This window comes from Pseudomonas fluorescens (assembly GCF_902497895.1).
Taxonomy (GTDB): Bacteria; Pseudomonadota; Gammaproteobacteria; order Pseudomonadales; family Pseudomonadaceae; genus Aquipseudomonas; species Aquipseudomonas fluorescens_BP.
In genome coordinates, this window is sequence record NZ_CABVHQ010000005.1 from 1 (window position 1) to 19,150 (window position 19,150).

Annotated in this window: 15 protein-coding genes; 8 read left to right on the plus strand and 7 right to left on the minus strand. The window is 60.0% G+C overall.

What is annotated here, in order from left to right; all coding sequences use genetic code 11:
• Positions 1 to 442: 442 nt before the first annotated feature.
• Positions 443 to 937 carry a DUF934 domain-containing protein gene (locus F8N21_RS03650; RefSeq protein ID WP_150640824.1) on the minus strand — a complete coding sequence of 165 codons (495 nt, stop codon included), beginning with the start codon at positions 935 to 937 and terminating at the stop codon, positions 443 to 445.
• Entirely contained in the window at positions 934 to 2,607 is a 1,674-nt protein-coding gene (locus tag F8N21_RS03655; protein WP_150640825.1) for a nitrite/sulfite reductase, read from the minus strand. Before F8N21_RS03655 ends, F8N21_RS03650 begins: the two co-directional genes overlap by 4 nt.
• A 408-nt stretch (positions 2,608 to 3,015) precedes the next feature.
• Here F8N21_RS03655 and ccoN point away from each other — a divergent pair, with 408 nt between their 5' ends.
• Together ccoN and F8N21_RS03670 are read left to right on the plus strand one after the other, a co-directional pair.
• Positions 3,016 to 4,443, plus strand: coding sequence for a cytochrome-c oxidase, cbb3-type subunit I (ccoN, locus tag F8N21_RS03665; protein ID WP_150640826.1), 1,428 nt, complete (start codon positions 3,016 to 3,018; stop codon positions 4,441 to 4,443).
• A gap of 14 nt (positions 4,444 to 4,457) precedes the next feature.
• Positions 4,458 to 4,679: a cbb3-type cytochrome c oxidase subunit 3 gene (locus F8N21_RS03670; protein ID WP_150640827.1), complete on the plus strand. Its 222-nt coding sequence runs from the start codon at positions 4,458 to 4,460 to the stop codon at positions 4,677 to 4,679.
• Positions 4,680 to 4,851: 172 nt separating this feature from the next.
• Here the strand turns inward: F8N21_RS03670 and F8N21_RS03675 are convergent, their stop codons facing one another.
• Positions 4,852 to 5,346: a hypothetical protein gene (locus tag F8N21_RS03675; protein ID WP_150640828.1), complete on the minus strand. Its 495-nt coding sequence runs from the start codon at positions 5,344 to 5,346 to the stop codon at positions 4,852 to 4,854.
• A gap of 222 nt (positions 5,347 to 5,568) precedes the next feature.
• Here F8N21_RS03675 and F8N21_RS03680 point away from each other — a divergent pair, with 222 nt between their 5' ends.
• On the plus strand, positions 5,569 to 6,261 hold the full coding sequence (locus F8N21_RS03680) for an aspartate/glutamate racemase family protein (RefSeq protein WP_150640829.1): 693 nt from the start codon (positions 5,569 to 5,571) through the stop codon (positions 6,259 to 6,261).
• A 1-nt stretch (position 6,262) separates the two neighbouring features.
• On the opposite strand, the gene F8N21_RS03685 is transcribed toward F8N21_RS03680, so the two are convergent.
• Positions 6,263 to 6,784 (minus strand): GNAT family N-acetyltransferase, encoded by a 522-nt coding sequence (locus F8N21_RS03685; protein ID WP_150640830.1) that lies wholly within the window; start codon positions 6,782 to 6,784, stop codon positions 6,263 to 6,265.
• A gap of 296 nt (positions 6,785 to 7,080) precedes the next feature.
• Positions 7,081 to 7,521, minus strand: a complete 441-nt coding sequence (locus F8N21_RS03690) for a carboxymuconolactone decarboxylase family protein (protein WP_150640831.1) — start codon at positions 7,519 to 7,521, stop codon at positions 7,081 to 7,083.
• Positions 7,522 to 7,690: 169 nt separating this feature from the next.
• Here F8N21_RS03690 and F8N21_RS03695 point away from each other — a divergent pair, with 169 nt between their 5' ends.
• The 3 genes from F8N21_RS03695 to F8N21_RS03705 all read left to right on the plus strand — a co-directional run bounded on the left by F8N21_RS03695 (position 7,691) and on the right by F8N21_RS03705 (position 9,965).
• Positions 7,691 to 9,124 carry a PLP-dependent aminotransferase family protein gene (locus tag F8N21_RS03695; RefSeq protein ID WP_150640832.1) on the plus strand — a complete coding sequence of 478 codons (1,434 nt, stop codon included), beginning with the start codon at positions 7,691 to 7,693 and terminating at the stop codon, positions 9,122 to 9,124.
• Positions 9,125 to 9,225: 101 nt separating this feature from the next.
• Positions 9,226 to 9,507 (plus strand): putative quinol monooxygenase, encoded by a 282-nt coding sequence (locus tag F8N21_RS03700; protein ID WP_150640833.1) that lies wholly within the window; start codon positions 9,226 to 9,228, stop codon positions 9,505 to 9,507.
• A gap of 47 nt (positions 9,508 to 9,554) precedes the next feature.
• Positions 9,555 to 9,965, plus strand: a complete 411-nt coding sequence (locus tag F8N21_RS03705; RefSeq protein WP_150640834.1) for a cupin domain-containing protein — start codon at positions 9,555 to 9,557, stop codon at positions 9,963 to 9,965.
• A 199-nt stretch (positions 9,966 to 10,164) separates the two neighbouring features.
• On the opposite strand, the gene F8N21_RS03710 is transcribed toward F8N21_RS03705, so the two are convergent.
• A complete protein-coding gene (locus tag F8N21_RS03710) occupies positions 10,165 to 15,078 on the minus strand; it encodes an NAD-glutamate dehydrogenase (RefSeq protein WP_150640835.1) in 4,914 nt (1,637 codons plus the stop codon).
• Between the two features lie 631 nt (positions 15,079 to 15,709).
• Positions 15,710 to 17,098, minus strand: a complete 1,389-nt coding sequence (locus tag F8N21_RS03720; protein ID WP_150640837.1) for a hypothetical protein — start codon at positions 17,096 to 17,098, stop codon at positions 15,710 to 15,712.
• A 338-nt stretch (positions 17,099 to 17,436) separates the two neighbouring features.
• Between F8N21_RS03720 and F8N21_RS03725 the strand changes: the two genes are divergently transcribed.
• Both F8N21_RS03725 and F8N21_RS03730 read left to right on the plus strand, forming a co-directional pair.
• Positions 17,437 to 17,793, plus strand: a complete 357-nt coding sequence (locus F8N21_RS03725; RefSeq protein ID WP_150640838.1) for a hypothetical protein — start codon at positions 17,437 to 17,439, stop codon at positions 17,791 to 17,793.
• A gap of 392 nt (positions 17,794 to 18,185) precedes the next feature.
• Positions 18,186 to 19,145, plus strand: a complete 960-nt coding sequence (locus F8N21_RS03730) for an AAA family ATPase (RefSeq protein WP_150640839.1) — start codon at positions 18,186 to 18,188, stop codon at positions 19,143 to 19,145.
• Positions 19,146 to 19,150 lie beyond the last annotated feature (5 nt).

The window sequence follows — 19,150 nt, forward strand, 5'->3', positions numbered from 1 at the left end:
CCCGCAATGGGATGGGTGCACACAATCCCCCTTGTAGGAGCTGCCGCAGGCTGCGATCTTTTGATCCTGCATTTGCGGCGGCCCCAAAAGATCGCAGCCTATCGGCAGCTCCTACGCCAATCGCGTGCACCCGCAATGGGATGGGTGCACACAATCCCCCTTGTAGGAGCTGCCGCAGGCTGCGATCTTTTGATCCTGCATTTGCGGCGTCCCCAAAAGATCGCAGCAATCGGCAGCTCCTACGCCGACCGAGGACATCCGCCCGTTCGAAGCATGTGCGAATCAACTGATTGCGCCAGGCGCATCCATCGGAATCTTGCTACCGCTGGCCGGTCCGCGCTCGGGTGTAGCAATTGCAATCTGACTGACGCGTTCGGTCTGGGGGGCGGCTTTAGGACGGTTTCACCGTCCAGCGGGAGCAAGCTCCCTCGCCACAGGCCTCCTAACGTCGGCGAAACAACGGTCGCGGCTCAATCGCCGAGCGGCCATACAACACGCTCATCCCGGCCAGGCCCTTGAGCGCGTCTTCGGCGGATTTGTCTTCACGCACCGCAAAGGCGTCGAAACCGCATTGGCGCATGTGGCTGAGCTGGTCGCGCAGGACATCGCCAATCGCCCGCAACTCACCCTGCCAGCCGAAGCGGGTGCGCAGCAGATAGGCCTGGCTGTAGGCGCGTCCGTCGCGAAAACTCGGGAAATCCAGGGCAATCAGCGGCAACAGAGTCAACCACGGCTTGAGGCTTTCCACTTCGTCGTCCGGACCTAACCAGACCGAGTCCTGGGCTGGGTTGTGCTCGATTCGGCGGCTCAGCCATAGCGCCAGCGGCAGGATCAGCGGCCCCGGGGGCAGATCGACGGCCATTTCCCTGATCAGGGTCCAGCGATCGTCATTGACCACCCGCGGCACACCCTCTTGCAAACGCAGCAGGTTGTTCATGCCGACACCTCCAGAGCCTTCGGATAGACCCCTTCCTTGAAGGGTTCCAGGCCAATGCGCTGCAAGGTGTCGACGAACGACTCTTCACTTTCCCGATAACAAACGAAGGTGGCAATGATGCGCTCGATGATCTCCGGCACTTCGGCCGCGCTGAACGACGGGCCGATGACCTTGCCCAAGGCGCTGTTCTTGCCCTGGGAACCACCGAGGGTGATCTGGTACCACTCGCTGCCGTTTTTATCGACGCCAAGAATGCCGATATTGCCGATGTGGTGATGGCCGCAGGCGTTCATGCAGCCGGAGATGTTCAGGCTGATTTCCCCCAGGTCGTGCAGGTAATCCAGATCGTCAAAACGCGCCTGGATCGCCTGGGCGATGGGGATCGACTTGGCGTTGGCCAGGGCGCAGAAGTCACCGCCGGGGCAGGCGATGATGTCGGTCAGCAAGCCGATATTGGCGCAGCCCAGGCCCTGTTCACAGGCCAGGCACCAGAGCCCATAGAGGTCGGCCTTGGGCACATCCGGCAGGACAATGTTCTGTTCATGGGCGATGCGGATTTCGCCAAAGCCGAACTGCTCGGACCAGTCGGCAACGGCTTCCATCTGCTCGGCGGTGACGTCGCCCGGTGGAGAGCTGATGCCAGGTTTGGTCGAGAGCACCACGCTGCTGTAGCCCGGCACTTTGTGCGGCTGCACGTTGCGCGAGACCCAGCGGGCGAAGGCCGGGTTCTCGCTCAGACGGGTGCCGAAGTCCAGATCGGTATCGGCCAATGCGCGATAGGCCGGCGGCACAAAGGCACTGGCCACGCGCTCGTACTCGACGTCGGTCAACTGTGCCGGACCGTCCTTGAGGTGTTGCCACTCTTCTTCAACTTCCCTGGCAAAAGCTTCAATACCCAGAGCCTTGACCAGAATCTTGATCCGCGCCTTGTACTTGTTGTCCCGCCGACCATGGCGGTTGTAGACCCGCAACACAGCCTCGACATAGGACAACAGGTGCTGCCAGGGCAGGCCTTCGCGAATCTGTAAACCAAGGATCGGTGTGCGCCCCAGACCACCACCGACTATCACGCGCAGGAGCATTTGCCCGTCAACGTCACGATAAAGATACAGGCCGATGTCATGCATCATGATCGCCGCCCGATCCTGCTCCGCCGAGCAGATGGCGATCTTGAATTTACGCGGCAGAAACAGGAATTCCGGGTTGACGGTAGACCACTGGCGCAGGATCTCCGCCAGGGGCCGCGGGTCGAGCAATTCGTCGGCGGCGACCCCGGCAAAGGCTTCGGTGGTGATATTGCGCACGCAGTTGCCGGAGGTCTGGATCGCGTGCATTTCCACTTCGGCCAGGCGTTCGAGGATCGAAGGCACCTGGGCCAGTTCGATCCAGTTGAACTGCATGTTCTGCCGGGTAGTGAAGTGGCCGTAGCCGCGATCGTAATCCCCGGCGATGCTCGCCAAGGTACGCATCTGCCGGGCGCCGAGGGTGCCATAAGGGATCGCGACCCGCAGCATGTAGGCGTGTTTTTGCATATACAGGCCATTCTGCAGCCGCAGCGGGAGGAACTCTTCCTCGCTCAACTCACCGCCCATGAAACGCTCGACCTGATCGCGAAACTGCGCGACCCGCTCAAACACCAAGGCACGGTCATAGTCATCATAGTGGTACATGGTCCTACCTCATCAGTGCTGACCCAACTCACACATCACGTAGCAGCTGCCGAGCCCGCGAGGCTGCGTTCGAGTAGCGCTCGCAATCCAGAAGACGCGGTATGACAGACACACCGCATGCTCGGGCCATACGACTGCTTCGCAGCCGAACGCAGCCTCGCGGGCTCGGCAGCTGCTACGTTCTTGTGTGGTGGTGACTATGGACCTGCGGCTCAGCACGTTACAGATTCAGATAAAGATTAAAAAACCATATCAGCGCCCTGCTGAGCTTTACTGGCAGGCCATTTTATCTGATCCGCATTAATGCGGTTTTTCTGAGTCTGTTTTGTTTCTCCCCTACTTTCTACAGTTCATGGCATGTCAGACCGGGTGGCCTGGCAAGACTTTGCAACCGTGGAAGAATTGACCATGAGCACAGCAGCAACCGGACAAGCCTATAACTACAAGGTGGTCCGCCAATTCGTCGTGGCAACAGTGGTATGGGGCATTATCGGGATGGCGATGGGCGTATGGATCGCCTCGCAACTGGTCTGGCCGCAAATGAACCTGGACCTGCCGTGGACCACCTTCGGTCGCTTGCGTCCGCTGCACACCAGCCTGGTGATTTTCGGCTTTGCCGGCAGCGCGCAGTTCGCCGCCAGCTATTACGCGGTACAACGAACCTGCCAGGTACGACTGTATTCCGACAAGCTGGCCGCCTTCACCTTCTGGGGCTGGCAGTCGGTGGTCACCATCATGCTGATCACCTTGCCGCTGGGCTACACCACCACCAAGGAATACGCCGAGATCGAATTCTCCGGCGCGGTATGGATGACGGTGGTCTGGGTCGCCTATGCCATTGTGTTCTTCACTACCGTGGTGCAGCGCAAGACCAAACATATCTACGTCGGCAACTGGTTCTTCGGCGCGTTCATCGTGGTGATCGCCATGCTGCACGTGGTCAATCACCTGGCGATCCCGGTGGACTGGTTCAAGTCTTACCCGGTGTATTCCGGGGCCACTGACGCCATGGTCCAGTGGTGGTACGGGCACAACGCGGTGGGCTTCTTCCTGACCACCGGCTTCCTCGGGATGATGTATTACTTCGTGCCGAAACAGGCCGGACGGCCAGTGTATTCCTACCGTTTGTCCATCGTGCACTTCTGGGCGCTGATCACCCTGTACATCTGGGCCGGACCGCACCATCTGCACTACACCGCACTGCCGGACTGGGCGCAATCGCTGGGCATGGCGATGTCCTTGATCCTGCTGGCACCGAGCTGGGGCGGGATGATCAACGGCATGATGACCCTTTCCGGGAGCTGGCATAAATTGCGCACCGACCCGATCCTGCGTTTTCTGGTGCTGTCATTGGCGTTCTACGGCATGTCGACCTTTGAAGGGCCGATGATGGCGATCAAGACGGTCAACGCCCTCTCCCACTACACCGACTGGACCATCGGCCACGTGCATGCCGGCGCTCTGGGGTGGGTGGCGATGATCACCTTCGGCTCGCTGTACCACATGATCCCGAAAGTCTTCGGCCGCGAGCAGATGCACAGCATCGCGCTGATCAACCTGCATTTCTGGCTGGCGACCATCGGCACCGTGCTGTACATCGCCTCGTTGTGGGTCAACGGCATCACCCAGGGCTTGATGTGGCGGGCGATCAACGACGACGGCACTCTCACCTACTCCTTCGTCGAGGCCCTGCAGGCCAGCCATCCGGGGTTCGTGGTGCGCTTTGCTGGCGGGGTGACCTTTCTCGGCGGCATGCTGCTGATGGCCTACAACACCTGGCGCACAGTGCGGGTCGCGGATCTGAAAATGGTCGAAAGTGAAGCGCAGATTGCTTAGGCAAGGGGTTTGAGATGATTGAAATCGCACTGGATGTACTGGGTGTGGTGTGCCTGTATCTGTCGGTGGAGTATTGCTTGAGGAATCAGTCGCCCGAAAGCCTCGACGAGGCGAGCCTGATCCCATTTGCGGATGACCCGGAGGTGGCGCGTTGGGTGGAATTGGCGACGGGCAAGTCCATCAGGGCCGTGGCGCCCGAGGGGGTGAAGGTTGGTTGGGGGAATGTGGAAATCTAAAGTAAGACACGATCCTGTGGCGAGGGGGCTTGCCCCCGCTGGAGCGCGAAGCGGTCCCAAAGCCTGAAACCGAGTTCTATCTGAAAAAAACCCGGTTGCCGCATTTACGACTGCTTCGCAGCCGAGCGGGGGCAAGCCCCCTCGCCACAAAAGCTCGCACCGGCCTGAATACTTACCCGCGCTCCCGCGGAATCAGACTCTGCAACTGCTGCGCCAGGAAATCCGCATCAAAGGCAAAGGTATCCGGGTCTTTCAGACCGTTGGTCTTGCGCCATTGCCAGTCGCTCGACGGCGGTTGGCACACCAGCGAGATGCTGCCATAGCGGGCGGCCGTCAGGCCCATCACCGCCAGCGAGATCAAACCGCCAGCACCCATGACGTCGGGCACGAATTCCACCGGTTTGCCGGCGATCTGAATCGTCAGTTTCTCGGTTTTGAAGGGTGAGGTTTCGACGACCACGTTCGGCCCGCAAGCGACATAAGCCTCGCGGCTCACTTCAAGCAGGTTCGGACTTTTCACCGGTTCCAGCCACTGTTCGATCTGATCGAACAGTTTACCGATGCGCACCGCCCAATCGGCCGATTGGGTCTCGAACACCTGCTTCTTGTGCGCTTCGCTTTCTGCGTAGTGGCGAAGCATTTCGCCCAGTTGCTTTACGTCGTCCATCGCGATGTTCCTTGGGTGAAGCATGACTGCAAGGTATTGATCATGGCAGATGCCGACCCGCCGCGTATGACTAAAACCCGTTGGGTCTATGACCCGCCAGCGCAGGCCCTCAACCGAGGATGGAATTGATCGGCAATCACCGGCACTGTAAGCGGCCCATGGAGAATGTTTCCCTTCAGGACATTTTCCTCGATATAGCGTTGCCATCAACAGGAGAACAGCATGCGCACCATCGGCCTGATCGGCGGTATGAGCTGGGAGTCCAGCGCCGAGTATTACCGGATCATCAACCAGCGGGTGCGGGATCGACTGGGACCGTTGCGTTCGGCAAAATTATTGATGTACAGCGTCGACTTCGGCCCCATCGAACAAGCCCAGCATGCCGGACGCTGGGACGATGCGGCGCTGATTCTGGTGGACGCCGCCCAGCGACTCGAGGCGGGCGGCGCCGAATGCGTGGTGCTCTGTACCAACACCATGCATTTAGTGGCCGAGCAGATTGAGGCAGCGATATCGGTGCCTTTTCTGCACATCGCCGACCCCGCCGCGCAAGCCGCAGTGGATGCCGGCGCCATGACCGTCGGCCTGCTCGGCACCGCGTTCACCATGGAGCAGGACTTCCTCAAGCAGCGTCTGGCCGCCCAGGGGTTGAACGTATTGGTGCCCGAGGCCGCCGAGCGCGACGCTGTGCACCGGATCATTTACGACGAGTTGTGTGTCGGGGTGATCAGTGACCGCTCGCGAGAAACCTACCAGCGGATCATCGAATCCCTGGCCGTACGCGGCGCCCAGGCCATCATCCTCGGTTGCACGGAAATCAGCCTGCTGATCAAACCCGAACACAGTCTGCTGCCCCTGCTCGACACCACCGAGCTGCATGCCCGGGCCGCGGTGGCGTTTGCCCTGGACGACTGACTCAGGAGACTGAGTGCGTACGGCGCAAGCGCGCCATGCTCAGCGCATCGACCAGGCCGCCGTCGCGAACGGCATAGTCGCGCAGCAGGCCTTCGGTCTCGAAGCCGAACTTGCGGTAGAGCCCGATGGCGGCTTCGTTGTCGGCGTACACCGTCAATTCCAGTCGCTGCAGGTTCATCCAGTTATCGGCCACCTCCAGCGCCGCGGCGAGCAATGTCGAACCAACGCCCTTGCCCTGCCAGGCCACCGCGACTGCCATGCCGATATTGCCGCAATGGCTGCGGCGGATCCGCGAAAACTGCTCCAGACCGCAATTGCCGATCACCGCGCCTTGATGCACGGCCACCAACTGCAACAGCCGCTCGTTGTCCGGGGCAATGCGTTTGCGCCAGACCTCGCGGGTCTGAAATGGCATTTGCAGCACCTGGCGGGCGACCGCGGGATCGTTGTAGAGCGCGGTGATGCCGTCGATATGGGCTTCGCTGAAGCGTTCGATGGTAATAGTGGGGTCGGTGGCGGGCATGGTGGTTCGTCCTTGAAACGTCGAATGGACCGCCGAGTGTAGAACTGAATGCAGGGGTGTGGCGAGAGGCCTCAAAAGATCGCGGCCTGCGGCAGCTCCTACAGGGCATTCGCCTACACCTGCGAAATTGCGGACGTACGTGGTCGGCGTAGGAGCTGCCGCAGGCTGCGATCTTTTAGCGATTTGAAGACCGTCGAAGATCAAGATCAAAAGATCGCAGCCTGCGGCAGCTCCTACATGGATTGCGCAAGACCTGTGGGAGCGGGCTTGCTCGCGAAAGCGATGGCCCAGACAACCTAGTTCGTGGGCTGCTGCCGAAACCCCACCGCCAGCCGATTCCAGCAATTGATGGTGGCCACCGCCACGGTCAGGTCGACCATCTCGCGCTCGCTGAACTCGGCCCGTAGCGCCGTGTACAGCTCGTCCGGCACATTGGAAGTCGGCAGCAGGGTCACCGACTCGCTCCAGGCCAGCGCGGCTTTTTCCCGAGCATTGAAAAACGGTGAATCGCGCCAGACGCTGATGGCGTACAACCGGCGCTCGGTTTCGCCCTGACGGCGGGCCTCGACGGCATGCATGTCGGTGCAGAACGAACATTGATTGAGCTGCGAGACGCGAATCTTGATCAGCTCCAGCAACGGCTTTTCAATCGACAGGCCAAAGGTCGCCGCCTCGAGCATGAGGATCCCCTTGAGGGCTTGCGGCGAGGCCGTGTAGTAATCCAGGCGGGGTTCCATGGGCATGACCTCAGGCTGACATTCCATGACTCAAAGCCTACGACCCAAGGACCCGACACCCTATAGCCAATCAGCGGTTTTTTGCCCAGACCACCCAACCCCCGCGAGCTACACCAACAGCCTTGTTGCGAGTAACCTTGCACACGACCGACCGCCTTCAGGACTGCCCATGGAACTTCATGTCGTCATCAAGGGCCGCAAGGACCTGGCCGAGCAGCTGTACCAGCAACTGCGCGGCGCCATCGAATCCGGCCGTCTGGCCGCCGGTGCGCAGCTGCCGCCCAGCCGCCTGCTGGCCGAGCAATTGGGGGTCTCGCGCAAGACAGTCTCAGACACCTACGCGCTGCTGAGCTATGAAAACTTGCTGATCGGCAAGATCGGTCGTGGCACCTTCGTCAACGCTCGCGCGGCCAAGGCCGAGCGCAAGCAAAGTGCCGCGGACCTGGCCTGTGCCCAGAGCCTGGACAAGTGGCAGAACCTGCCGGCGATCTTGCGCCACCCCACCCTGGAAGGCACCTTGCGTTGCGAATTCATCGGCGGCGCGACCACCCGCAATCAGTTCCCCCAGGAAGAATGGCGGCGCTGCACCCAGGACGCGTTGCGCCGGATCGCCTTGAGCGCCGGTTTCTACAGCCAGCCCGAAGGCCTGCCAGCCTTGCGCAGCGCCATCGCCGGGCATGTCGCGTTTTCCCGTGGCGTGGCCTGTCATGACGACGATATCGTGGTCTGCAACGGCGCCCAGCAAGCCCTCGACCTGATCGCCCGGGTGGTGATCGAACCGGGCAGCCTGGTGGCCATGGAAGATCCCGGCTACACCCCGGCGCGGCTGCTGTTCACCGCCCAGGGCGCGACAGTGGTCGGGGTGCCGGTGGACGCCCAAGGTATCCAGGTCGAGCTGATTCCCGACGGCACACGGCTGATCTACGTCACTCCATCGCACCAGTTTCCCCTTGGCATGCCGATGAGCCCGGAGCGCCGTGAAGCGCTGCTGGAGCGGGCTCGCGTGCTGGGCGCGATCGTGATCGAGGACGACTACGACAGCGAATTCCGCTATGCGGGCCGTCCCACCGATTCCCTGCAAAGCATGGACACCCGGGGCGTGGTCGCCTACGTCGGGACCTTCTCGAAAACCCTGCTGCCGGAGTTGCGGCTCGGGTATGCGGTGCTGCCACCGGCGATCCTCAACGCCGTGATCAGGGCCAAGCAGTTGACCGACTGTCACACCTCGACCCTGCCGCAATGGGCGCTGGCCAAGTTTATTGCCGAGGGTTATCTGCTCAAGCACATCCGCCGTTGCCATACGGTCTACGCCAGTCGCCGGGAACACATTCTCAAGCGCCTGAATGGCGATCTGGCGCCCTGGTTCGAGGTCGTGCCGTCGATTGCCGGCTTCCACATGGCGGCGCTGTGCAAGGTGGCGGTGGATATCCCGTTGCTGGTCGAGCTGGCGAAAAAAGTCGAAGTCGGGCTTTACCCGCTGGACAGTTTCTTCCACGACACGCCGGCCAAGAGCGGGTTGTTCATCGGTTTCGGGGCGATCGAAACCCTGGACATCGACCCGGCGCTGGACAAGGTCAGGGATATTCTCAAACAGATCGCCTGATTGGCTCAGTGGTTTTCCCGCGGATTGGCTATTGGTGTTGAAAGAGTGCAGCCCTACTCTTCTCCTCACGAACTCCCAAGCCCGCAACAGGAGAACCCGCCATGCCCGGCAGCGCGATCAATACCGTCCGGATCCAGGCCGTCCACGGCCGTTCAGATGAGCTTGGCCTGCACCTGGCGCGGATTGCCGAAGCGGTCCGTGAAGCCCCGGGCTGCCTCGACTACAGCGTGCAGCCGTGCCCGGTCATTGCGGGTGGGTGGATCGTCAGCGGTCACTGGCAGACCCGCCAATCCATGGAATCGCACTTCGCACTGCCAGCGCTGCAAGGGTTTATCGAGCTGATCGACAACCGAGTGGCCAGCCGTCTGGATTTCAATCACTGACTGTCTTTCCCGAGCATCACGCCTCCAACCACGTAAAGGTACCCATCATGAACTTCGCGACCTCGATCTTCGCCGGCCTGGCCATGCTGGCCTCCCTCAATGCCGTGGCCCACGACCCGGTCGACGGCAAGGAAAAGCTCAACATCCTGCAGGAACATCAACTGAGCAACGCACCGGGCCAGAAAGCCATGATGCTCACCGTCGACTACGCCCCGGGCCAGGCCAGCGTGCCGCATATGCACCAGGGCTCGGCGATGGCCTATGTACTGGAGGGTGAGGTCACCTCCCAGGTCAACGATGAAAAAGCCATCACCTACAAGGCCGGCGAATCCTGGTACGAAGCGGCCGGCTCCCGGCACCCGGTATCGGCCAATGCCAGCGCCACCAAGCCGGCGAAGTTGCTGGTGTTCATATTGATGGGTGAGAAGGACGAGGTGCTGACGCCGTTGAAGAAGTAATTGCGGTGTAGCTACTAAAAGATCGCAGCCTTCGGCAGCTCCTACAGGATTTGTATACATTCGCAATATCCCGGGTGTGCGCGGTCAGTGTAGGAGCTGCCGAAGGCTGCGATCTTTGCGGCACCCCACCCAATCCAAACCATAGCAACAAAAAAAACCCCGCATCTCTCGATACGGGGCTTTTTCATTCAGCACTCAATCAGGCAGTGGCAGCAGCCACCGCTTGATCGCTCTTCGCCAGCTCCGGCGTGGCAGCAATCACCGCCTGACCGCTCAACGCCAGATCCAGCAGCTCACGGTTGGCCACTGCATACATGGCGTAGTCGGTGCCGCTGGCGGCACGGATTTCCACCAGCATGGCGCGCCAGCGTTCGATCATGCCGTCGTGCTGGGCCATCCACAGCGCCAGGCGTGTTTCCACACTCTGGGTGCCGTCGCCCATTTGCAGGACCGAGATGGTGATCGCCCGTTGTTGCCAGTCAACGTCATCGCGGAACGCTTCGCGAGCCAGGGCCTGCCAGTTGTTTTCCACCGGCAGCGCACTGATCTGCTGCAGGTACCAGGTGATGTCCAGCCCACTGCCCACTGCGAAGTAGGCCTTGGCCACGTCCGCCGGGTTCTGACCGGTAACGTCCGAGGCTTCGATGACCGGCAGCAAGGTGTACAGGTGAGTCGTACCGGCAACCATGCGCGCCAGCAACTCCGGTACACCGGCGGCGACATACGCCTGATAACGGGTCTGCCAGCCTTCACGGGTCGGGCCTTCCAGCAGTTCGTCGAGCTTGAGGCCCAACGCCGCCAGGTGCGGACCGAAGTGTGCGACGTCACGGGCAGCGTTCTGCTCGTTGCGCCGGCTGCGCAGGAACCAGCGGGTAGCCCGACGGCCCAGACGCATCAGCTCGTCCATCAGCTCCAGTTGGACATCCGCCGATACCTGATAGTCCAGGGCTTCGATCTGACGGAACCAGTGCGGGAGGTGGAAGATGTCGCGCACGATCACATAAGCACCGGCCACGTTCGCCGGGCTCATGCCCGTGGACTCTTTCAAGCGCTGAACGAAGGTGATGCCCATGTGGTTGACCAGATCGTTGGCGATCTGGGTGCTGACGATCTCGCGTTTCAGACGGTGACGACGCATGGCTTCGGCGAACTTGCTGACCAGGGTCGGCGGGAACGCGGTTTCCATGTCGCGGGTCAGGTACGCATCGTCCGGCACCTGGGAGTTGAGCAGCGCTTCCTTGAGGTCGATCTTGCTGTAGGAGATCAACACCGACAGCTCGGCACGGGTCAGGCCATGGCCCGCCGCGACGCGCTCGTTGAGTTGCTCTTCCAGTGGCAGGAATTCGATGGCGCGATCGAGCTTGCCACGGCCTTCGAGGTCGTTCATCAGACGCTTGTATTCGGCGATCCGCACGTAGGCACGACGGGCCGCCAGGGACAGTGCCTGGGTCTGCTTGTAGTTGTTGCCGAGTACCAGGTTGCCGACTTCATCGGTCATGCTGCCGAGCAACTGGTTACGTTGCTTCTCGGTCATATCGCCAGCCTGCACCACTTCGTTGAGCAGGATCTTGATGTTCACTTCATGGTCGGAGCAGTCCACGCCACCGGCGTTGTCGATGAAGTCGGTGTTGGAGCCGCCGCCATTGAGGCCGAATTCGACACGACCCAGTTGGGTCATGCCGAGGTTACCGCCCTCGCCCACCACCTTGCAGCGCAGCTCGTTGCCGTTCACTCGCAGCGCATCGTTGGCCTTGTCGCCGACATCGGCGTGGCTTTCGGTACTGGCTTTCACGTAAGTGCCGATACCGCCGTTCCACAACAGATCCACCGGTGCCTTGAGCAAGGCGTTGAGCAGTTCGGTCGGGGTCAGCTTGTCGGCCTGGATGTCGAAGCGCTCTTGCATCTGCGGGGAAATCGCGATGCTTTTCGCGCTGCGGGAGAAGATCCCGCCGCCTTCGGACATGATGCTGGTGTCGTAGTCGGACCAGGCCGAACGCGGCAGGTCGAACAGACGCTGACGCTCGGCGAAGCTATTGGCAGGCTCCGGGTTCGGATCAATGAAGATGTGCAGGTGGTTGAAGGCTGCGACCAGTTGCAACTTGTCCGACATCAGCAAGCCGTTACCGAACACGTCACCGGCCATGTCGCCGACGCCGACCACGGTGATGCTGTCTTCCTGGACGTTGATCCCGCGTTCGCGGAAGTGGCGTTGTACGCCGACCCACGCGCCCTTGGCGGTGATGCCCATTTTCTTGTGGTCATAACCGGCCGAGCCGCCGGAGGCGAACGCATCGCCGAGCCAGAAGCCATAGTCGATGGCAATGCCGTTGGCGATGTCGGAGAAGGTCGCAGTGCCCTTGTCCGCCGCCACCACCAGGTACGGGTCATCATTGTCATGACGAACCACGTTGGCCGGAGGCACCAGAGCGCCGTCTTTCAGGTTGTCAGTGATGTCCAACAGGCCGGAAATGAAGATCCGGTAGCAGGCAATGCCTTCGGCCTGGATTTCATCGCGACCGCCACCCAGCGGCAGACGACGGGGCAGGAAGCCGCCTTTGGCGCCAACCGGCACGATCACAGAGTTCTTCACTTGCTGGGCTTTTACCAGACCCAGCACTTCGGTGCGGTAATCCTCTTCACGATCGGACCAGCGCAGGCCGCCGCGCGCGACGTTGCCGAAGCGCAGATGCACGCCTTCGACCCGTGGCGAGTAGACGAAGATTTCGAACTTCGGTACCGGCTTGGGCAGCTCAGGAATCAGGTGCGGGTTGAACTTGAAGCTGAAATAGGACTTGTTCTGACCGTTGGCATCGGTCTGGTAGAAGTTGGTCCGCAGGGTGGCCTTGATCAGGTCCAGGTAGCGACGCAGGATGCGGTCTTCGTTCAGCACCTGAACGTCGTCCAGTGCGGAGAGAATCGCATGCTCCAGGCGCAGCTGCTTGTCGTCGAGGTCATCGCTGGTCAGCTTGCGGGCCAGGTAGAAACGGGTCTTGAACAACCGGGTCAGCTCGCGAGCGATGTCGGTATGGTTGTTCAGGGTGCTGGCGATGTAGCCAAGGTCGAAGCCCAGGCGAATCTGCTTCAGGTAACGCGCATAGGCACGCAGCAACGCCACGTCGCGCCATGGCAGGCCAGCGGTCAGGACCAGACGGTTGAACCCGTCGTTCTCGGCATCGCCACGCACGATATGGACGAAAGCGTCCTGCAGCGTGTCGTTGAGCTGCTGGATGTCGAGGTTCAGGCCTTCAGCGGCGGTGAACGCGAAGTCATGGATCCAGAACTCGCGACCATGGACCTGGCGCAGGCGATACGGGAACTCACCGAGCACGCGCAGACCGAGGTTTTCCAGGATCGGCAGGACGTCGGACAGTGCCAGCGGGGTATCGGCGTGATACAGCTTGCAGTGCAGCTCGCGCTGGCCGGACACCTGCCCCAGCGGCTGATAGAAGCTCATCACCAGCGGGTTGGTTTCGCTCAGGCTCAGCAAGTGCTGCATGTCGACCACGGCCGAATGCGCAGCGAAACGCTCGCGGTAACCGGCCGGAAAACCTTTCGGGAAGTCCGCCAGCACGTTGGTGCCATGGGCTTCGCCGAAGCTTTCGATCACCAGGCTCGCGTAGTCGTCCTGCCAGCTGCGGCAGGCCTGCACCACTTCTTTTTCCAGCAACAGCGGGTCGATGTCCAGGCGATTCTTCGGGTCGACCCGCAGAATCAGCTGCACACGAGCCAGCACGGACTCGGAGAAGAAGGTCCAGAACTCACAATCCGAGGCTTTCAGGCGATCCATCAGCACTTGCTGGATCTTCTGCCGCACTTCGGTGGAATAGATATCACGCGGCACATAGGCCAGGCAGTAGCAAAAACGGCCGTACGGGTCTTTGCGCAGGAACACGCGGATCTTGTTGCGTTCCTGGATCTGCACGATCGACATCACGGTGGTGAACAGCTCGTCCACCGGGGTCTGGAACAGATCGTCACGGGGCAGTACTTCGAGCACCTGCGCCAGTTCCTTGCCCAGGTGAGCCTTGGCCTGGAAGCCGGAACGCTGTTCGATGATCTCGACCTTACGACGGATGTAAGGAATGACCCGCACGCTTTCGCCATACACCGATGAGGTGTACAAGCCCATGAAGCGGCATTCCTTGATGACCTTGCCATCGGCATCGATCTGGCGGATCGACACGTAGTCAGGGTATGCCGGACGGTGTACACGGCTTGGGTGGGCGGCCTTGGCAAACGACAGCGGTGTCGGTTCGCGCAGGTAGTTGACCGCGTAGTCTTCGATGCGCAGATCGTCGACGGTCAGGCCGGCGCGCATTAGTTTGGTCAGGCCGAGGAAAGAACTCTGGTCATATTCGATATGGCCGCCATTCTGGTCATCACCGACCACGAATTCTTCGTAACCGAGGAAGGTGAAGTGGTTGCCCACCAGCCACTCGAGGAAGGTCTTGATCTCGTGCTTTTCGTCGGCATCGATAGCGAACTGGCTATTGTCGATGCCTTCGATCAGTTCCTGGACCTTGGCTTTCATCGGTTCGAAATCGGTGACCGCGACGCGGACTTCACCAAGAACCTGCTCGAGTTCCTTGCTCAGGACATTGAGCTCGGCCACGTTGGCGCAACGGTCGATTTCCAGGTACATCAGGGATTCTTGCAGGATCCCCTCGCCCTGGGTGCCCTTGGGCAGGATTTCCAGCAGCTCGTTCTTGCTGCCGCGACGCACACTCAGCACAGTGGTCTGCAGGGTGTGGATGCTGTAGCCGCGACGGTTCAGCTCGGTGCGCACCGAGTCCACCAGGAACGGCAGGTCATGGTGCAGCACTTCGACCGCGGTATGGGTCGACTGCCAGCCGTGACGTTCGTAATCGGGGTTGTACACGCGCACTTGCGGTTGCGCGTGATCGAAGCGCTCTAGCAGGCGCCACGCAGAAAGAGTACAGCCTGCGAGGTCGGACAACCGACGCTGGGTCAGTTCGTCCAGGGAAATGATGCCGAAGAATTGTTCAGCGAACAGCGCCACTTGTGGCAGTGCCTGTTCACTGATGTGCTGCGCCAGTGCCGCTTGCAATTGGTGATGGAAGTCGGCTTTGCTGGCTGCGGTGAAGAACGACATCTGTGGTACTCCGCTTGGGCTTGTTATTGATGGAAGCGTCGCGTGTAAACCCCTTTCGGGGCAATCCGTCACCCTGTTCCTGATTCTCGGGCAGAGGAAACAGGGTACAGATGGGTGAAGCTGGACGAGACGTTCGGGTCACATTCACCTTCTTCGATGGGCATCTGCAAAAACGACTGTCGAACAGATCGACAATGCCTTTACAGGTATCCATCAGTTGCGCAGCTTAACCAGTGCGGCAAGGCCCGTGCTTGCGATGCTGCGACATATTCGGTCATCGGCACGTAACTCGCGTGCCGCGCATCGAACAACACTAGCAGTCGCGGAGGAAAACAGAGGCTTTATGGGGAGAATCCGGGCGCGTTAGTGCTGGAAATGACTGTCAACGGGTCAATTGTTCACGGCTGAGATCAATACCCGAGCTCAGGCCTATGACCGATGAGCAGACCATGGGCTATGCAGGAGCGAGCTTGCTCGCGATGGACGTTAACGATAACGCTTGTTTTCTGAATAAACGCGCCGCTCTCGAGTCCATCGCGAGCAAGCTCGCTCCTGCAATTTGGGCCATGGGCGCCCCTCGAGGTGGAACGGCTGGTGATCGAGCCTGTCCCGGTGGCCAGGCTCGAAGCTGTCAATCATCATGAATTGCCTGAAATTTGCTCAGGGTCGAACAGTCATAGCAGAGCATCTGCACCGAGACCTTATCCATCCTGACCTCGATATTGCTGGAGTCACACTCGCGGCAGAACAGATGCATGGGCTCAGCGAGGTCCGAGCCAGCAGCAGCGGAAAAAAACCGCGGCACCCACTCATCACGCCAATAGATCCCGGGAGACTTGGAAAACCCTGCGCCGCTGTCCTTGAGCACCACGTCATACAACAATCGATGCAACGCGGATTGCGGGACCCGGGAATCCCGATAGGCGCTCTTTCTCCAATGTCTGGTCAGCGCGTCCTGCGCCGTGCCCAGCATATTGTTTGGAATGGTATTGGCGGCATGGGATCGGCCTTTGGACTTGCCAGTGGCATAAAAATGCGCAGCGTTCTTTACCGCCAGCCTGGCGAAATAGTAAATCTCACTCACGGAGAAATCCTGGAGCAACTGACTTACGACTGACTCAGCCCGGGCCTCTGCATTAAAGACCAAATCAACTTCAGCGGCCAACAGGCGAATGTACTGAATAGACTCTTGCCTGGCCAAATCGAATACCAGGGAATACAGCTCACTTTTCCAGGCGGGTTGAATCACCCCGACCAATTCTTCATACAGCGCCAGATAAAGCGCTTGACGCGAACTTCGCGCGGAATCCAAAAGTGCCACATTCGCCAACCAACGCACTTTTGAATAGTCGAGTATTTTATAACCGGCCGCCGGATCAAACGCCTTGATATCCGAATCCGGATCCACCCTCAGCACACCGACCTTGTGAAGGCGCTTGAGCACCTCCTCCGACGCCGCGTCACTGGGCGCCAGCCGTTCCGCTCTGGCGGCTGAATCGAGAGACTCGACCGGCTCGCTGGCAACCGACTTCCTTACATCAAGCAGCGCCAGCAACGACAATTTCTGAACGAAGCCGAGGCTGTCGTAGGGCACCGGCGGGCAAGGCGCTCCGTACCTTTTCTGCAACTCGTCGCGGTTCATCTGCGCTTGTGCTGCAAGCTTCGCTTGGACGGCCTTGTAACATTCCACACAGGTACATGCGGTACGACGGCCGTAGTAGTACCCGGCGGAAAAAACCTGATGCTCGCAGCGCAAGCATTTGAAGGGCGGCACCGAGGTCGCGCTCGTGCCTTTGGCTCGTCGCTTGGTCCACATGGGGACATCGCAGTAAGGACACAGCAGGTCTTTACTGATAATGGGCGGTAACACTTTGAGCAAAGCCCGAGGCTCGATGGCGATTTTGTATTCGGCAAGCAGATCGGCATTTTTCTCCCCTGCCAGATAACGCTCGTATAACCTTTCAATATCGGCTTCGCAAAGATGTTTAATCTCCGCTGCCCACGCAAAATACTGTTCCATGCAATCCCGCTCCATACCGTCGAATCAGTCGAATACCACCTTAAATAAAATGAACAATGGACAGTAAAAAAACAATAACAAACCTGATAAAAACTCTTTTTTTCTTACGACCTTACTGCCTCCTACAACACCCTCGGAAACACCCTAAAACAATTGAATAAAATGCTTTCAGCAATGTCCTACACAATCATTTATCCGTTATTTTTTCTCTCGATATCACCCGCTACGCAAAATAGAAAGTTTGACGATTCATGAACGCAAACCAGCAGAAAATCCTTCGGGCTGGCAGAATTGCACTTTGTCAGCCTTCACCGCGCTCAAGCGCCAGGAACCTTCCCATGCAACTGACCACCGCCCACCTGATCGCCAACCCCTGCGATGACGAAGAAGACAACATGGCCATGCTCTGCTGCCACAGCGACAAGGGCGAGATGTTCCTGATGACCCGCTACCCGGACGAGGATGAAGTCGAGATCACCCTCGACGGCGAACCTTCGACCCTGGATGGCTTGAAAGTCACCCTCAGCGCCGACCGCCTGTTGATCGAAATCGGCGCCGCCGATGCCGATGCCCTGAATGGCGACGACCATCTGGAAATCCACCACGGTACCGCCGCCTCGGACCTGCCCGAAGTCGAAGAAACCCTGCAAAACATCCTCAAAGGCACTGGCATCTATATCAGCCAGCTGGCCTGATAAACCGCTTCGCGAGCATGGCCCGGGAGCAAGATCAAAAGATCGCAGCCTGCGGCAGCTCCTACGGGGGTTGCGTACAACCGATCAATCAGGGTTGTACCCGGTCGGCGTAGGAGCTGGCGCAGCCTGCGATCTTTTGGCGGTTTCGGGGATGCCGAAGAGCAAGATCAGAAGATCGCAGCCTGCGGCAGCTCCTACAGGGCTGGCGTCCGCAAGAGCACCATTTCCTCCCTGCCATGCAAAAAAACCTTCGATTACACAAATCCCCCGCACAAATGCCGAAAAACCCCTGATCGCCGTTAGTCGTCACCCCCTGCTATGGATTAAAGTAACGCCCCCAGCCCTGGCGTTATTCGAACGTCTTTGCTCACCCTCTCCAGGAACAGTCATCGATGGAACATCGTGAAGCGCTGCTTGCGCTGCGAACCTTTCTTTCAACGCAGATTCTCGGCCAGGAAAAACTCATCGAGCGCTTGCTCATTGCCCTGCTCGCCGACGGTCACATGCTGGTCGAAGGTGCCCCCGGCCTGGCCAAGACCAAGGCCATCAAAGAACTCGCCGAAGGCATCGAAGCACAGTTCCATCGAATTCAGTTCACCCCTGACCTGCTCCCCGCCGACATCACCGGTACTGAGATCTATCGCCCGGAAACCGGCAGTTTCGTGTTCCAGCAAGGGCCGATTTTCCACAACCTGGTACTGGCCGACGAGATCAACCGCGCCCCGGCCAAGGTCCAGTCGGCCTTGCTCGAGGCCATGGGCGAGCGGCAAGTCAGCGTCGGCCGCAGCACCTACGAGCTGTCGCCGCTGTTTCTGGTGATGGCGACCCAGAACCCCATCGAGCAGGAAGGCACCTATCCGCTGCCCGAAGCCCAGCTCGACCGTTTCCTGATGCACGTCAAGATCGGCTTCCCGGACGCCGCCGTCGAGCGGCGCATTCTGCAGCAGGCTCGCGGCGAAGCCCTGCATGGTGAAACCAAGCCTGAGCGGCGCGTCAGCCAGCAGGCGATTTTCGCCGCGCGCAAGGAAATCCTTGGGTTGTACATGGCCGATGCCGTGGAGGAATACCTGGTGCAATTGGTCATGGCCACCCGCACCCCGGCCAAGTTCGACCCCGAGATGGCCGAGTGGATCGCCTACGGCGCCAGCCCCCGCGGCTCGATTGCCCTCGATCGTTGCGCCCGGGCCCACGCCTGGCTGGCCGGTCGGGACTTCGTCAGCCCGGAAGACATCCAGGCGGTGCTGTTCGACGTATTGCGCCACCGCATCATCCTGTCCTTCGAGGCGGAAGCCGCGGGCATCGACCAGGACCGGGTGGTCCAGCGGATTCTCGACGTCGTAGCTGTCGCTTGACTCCG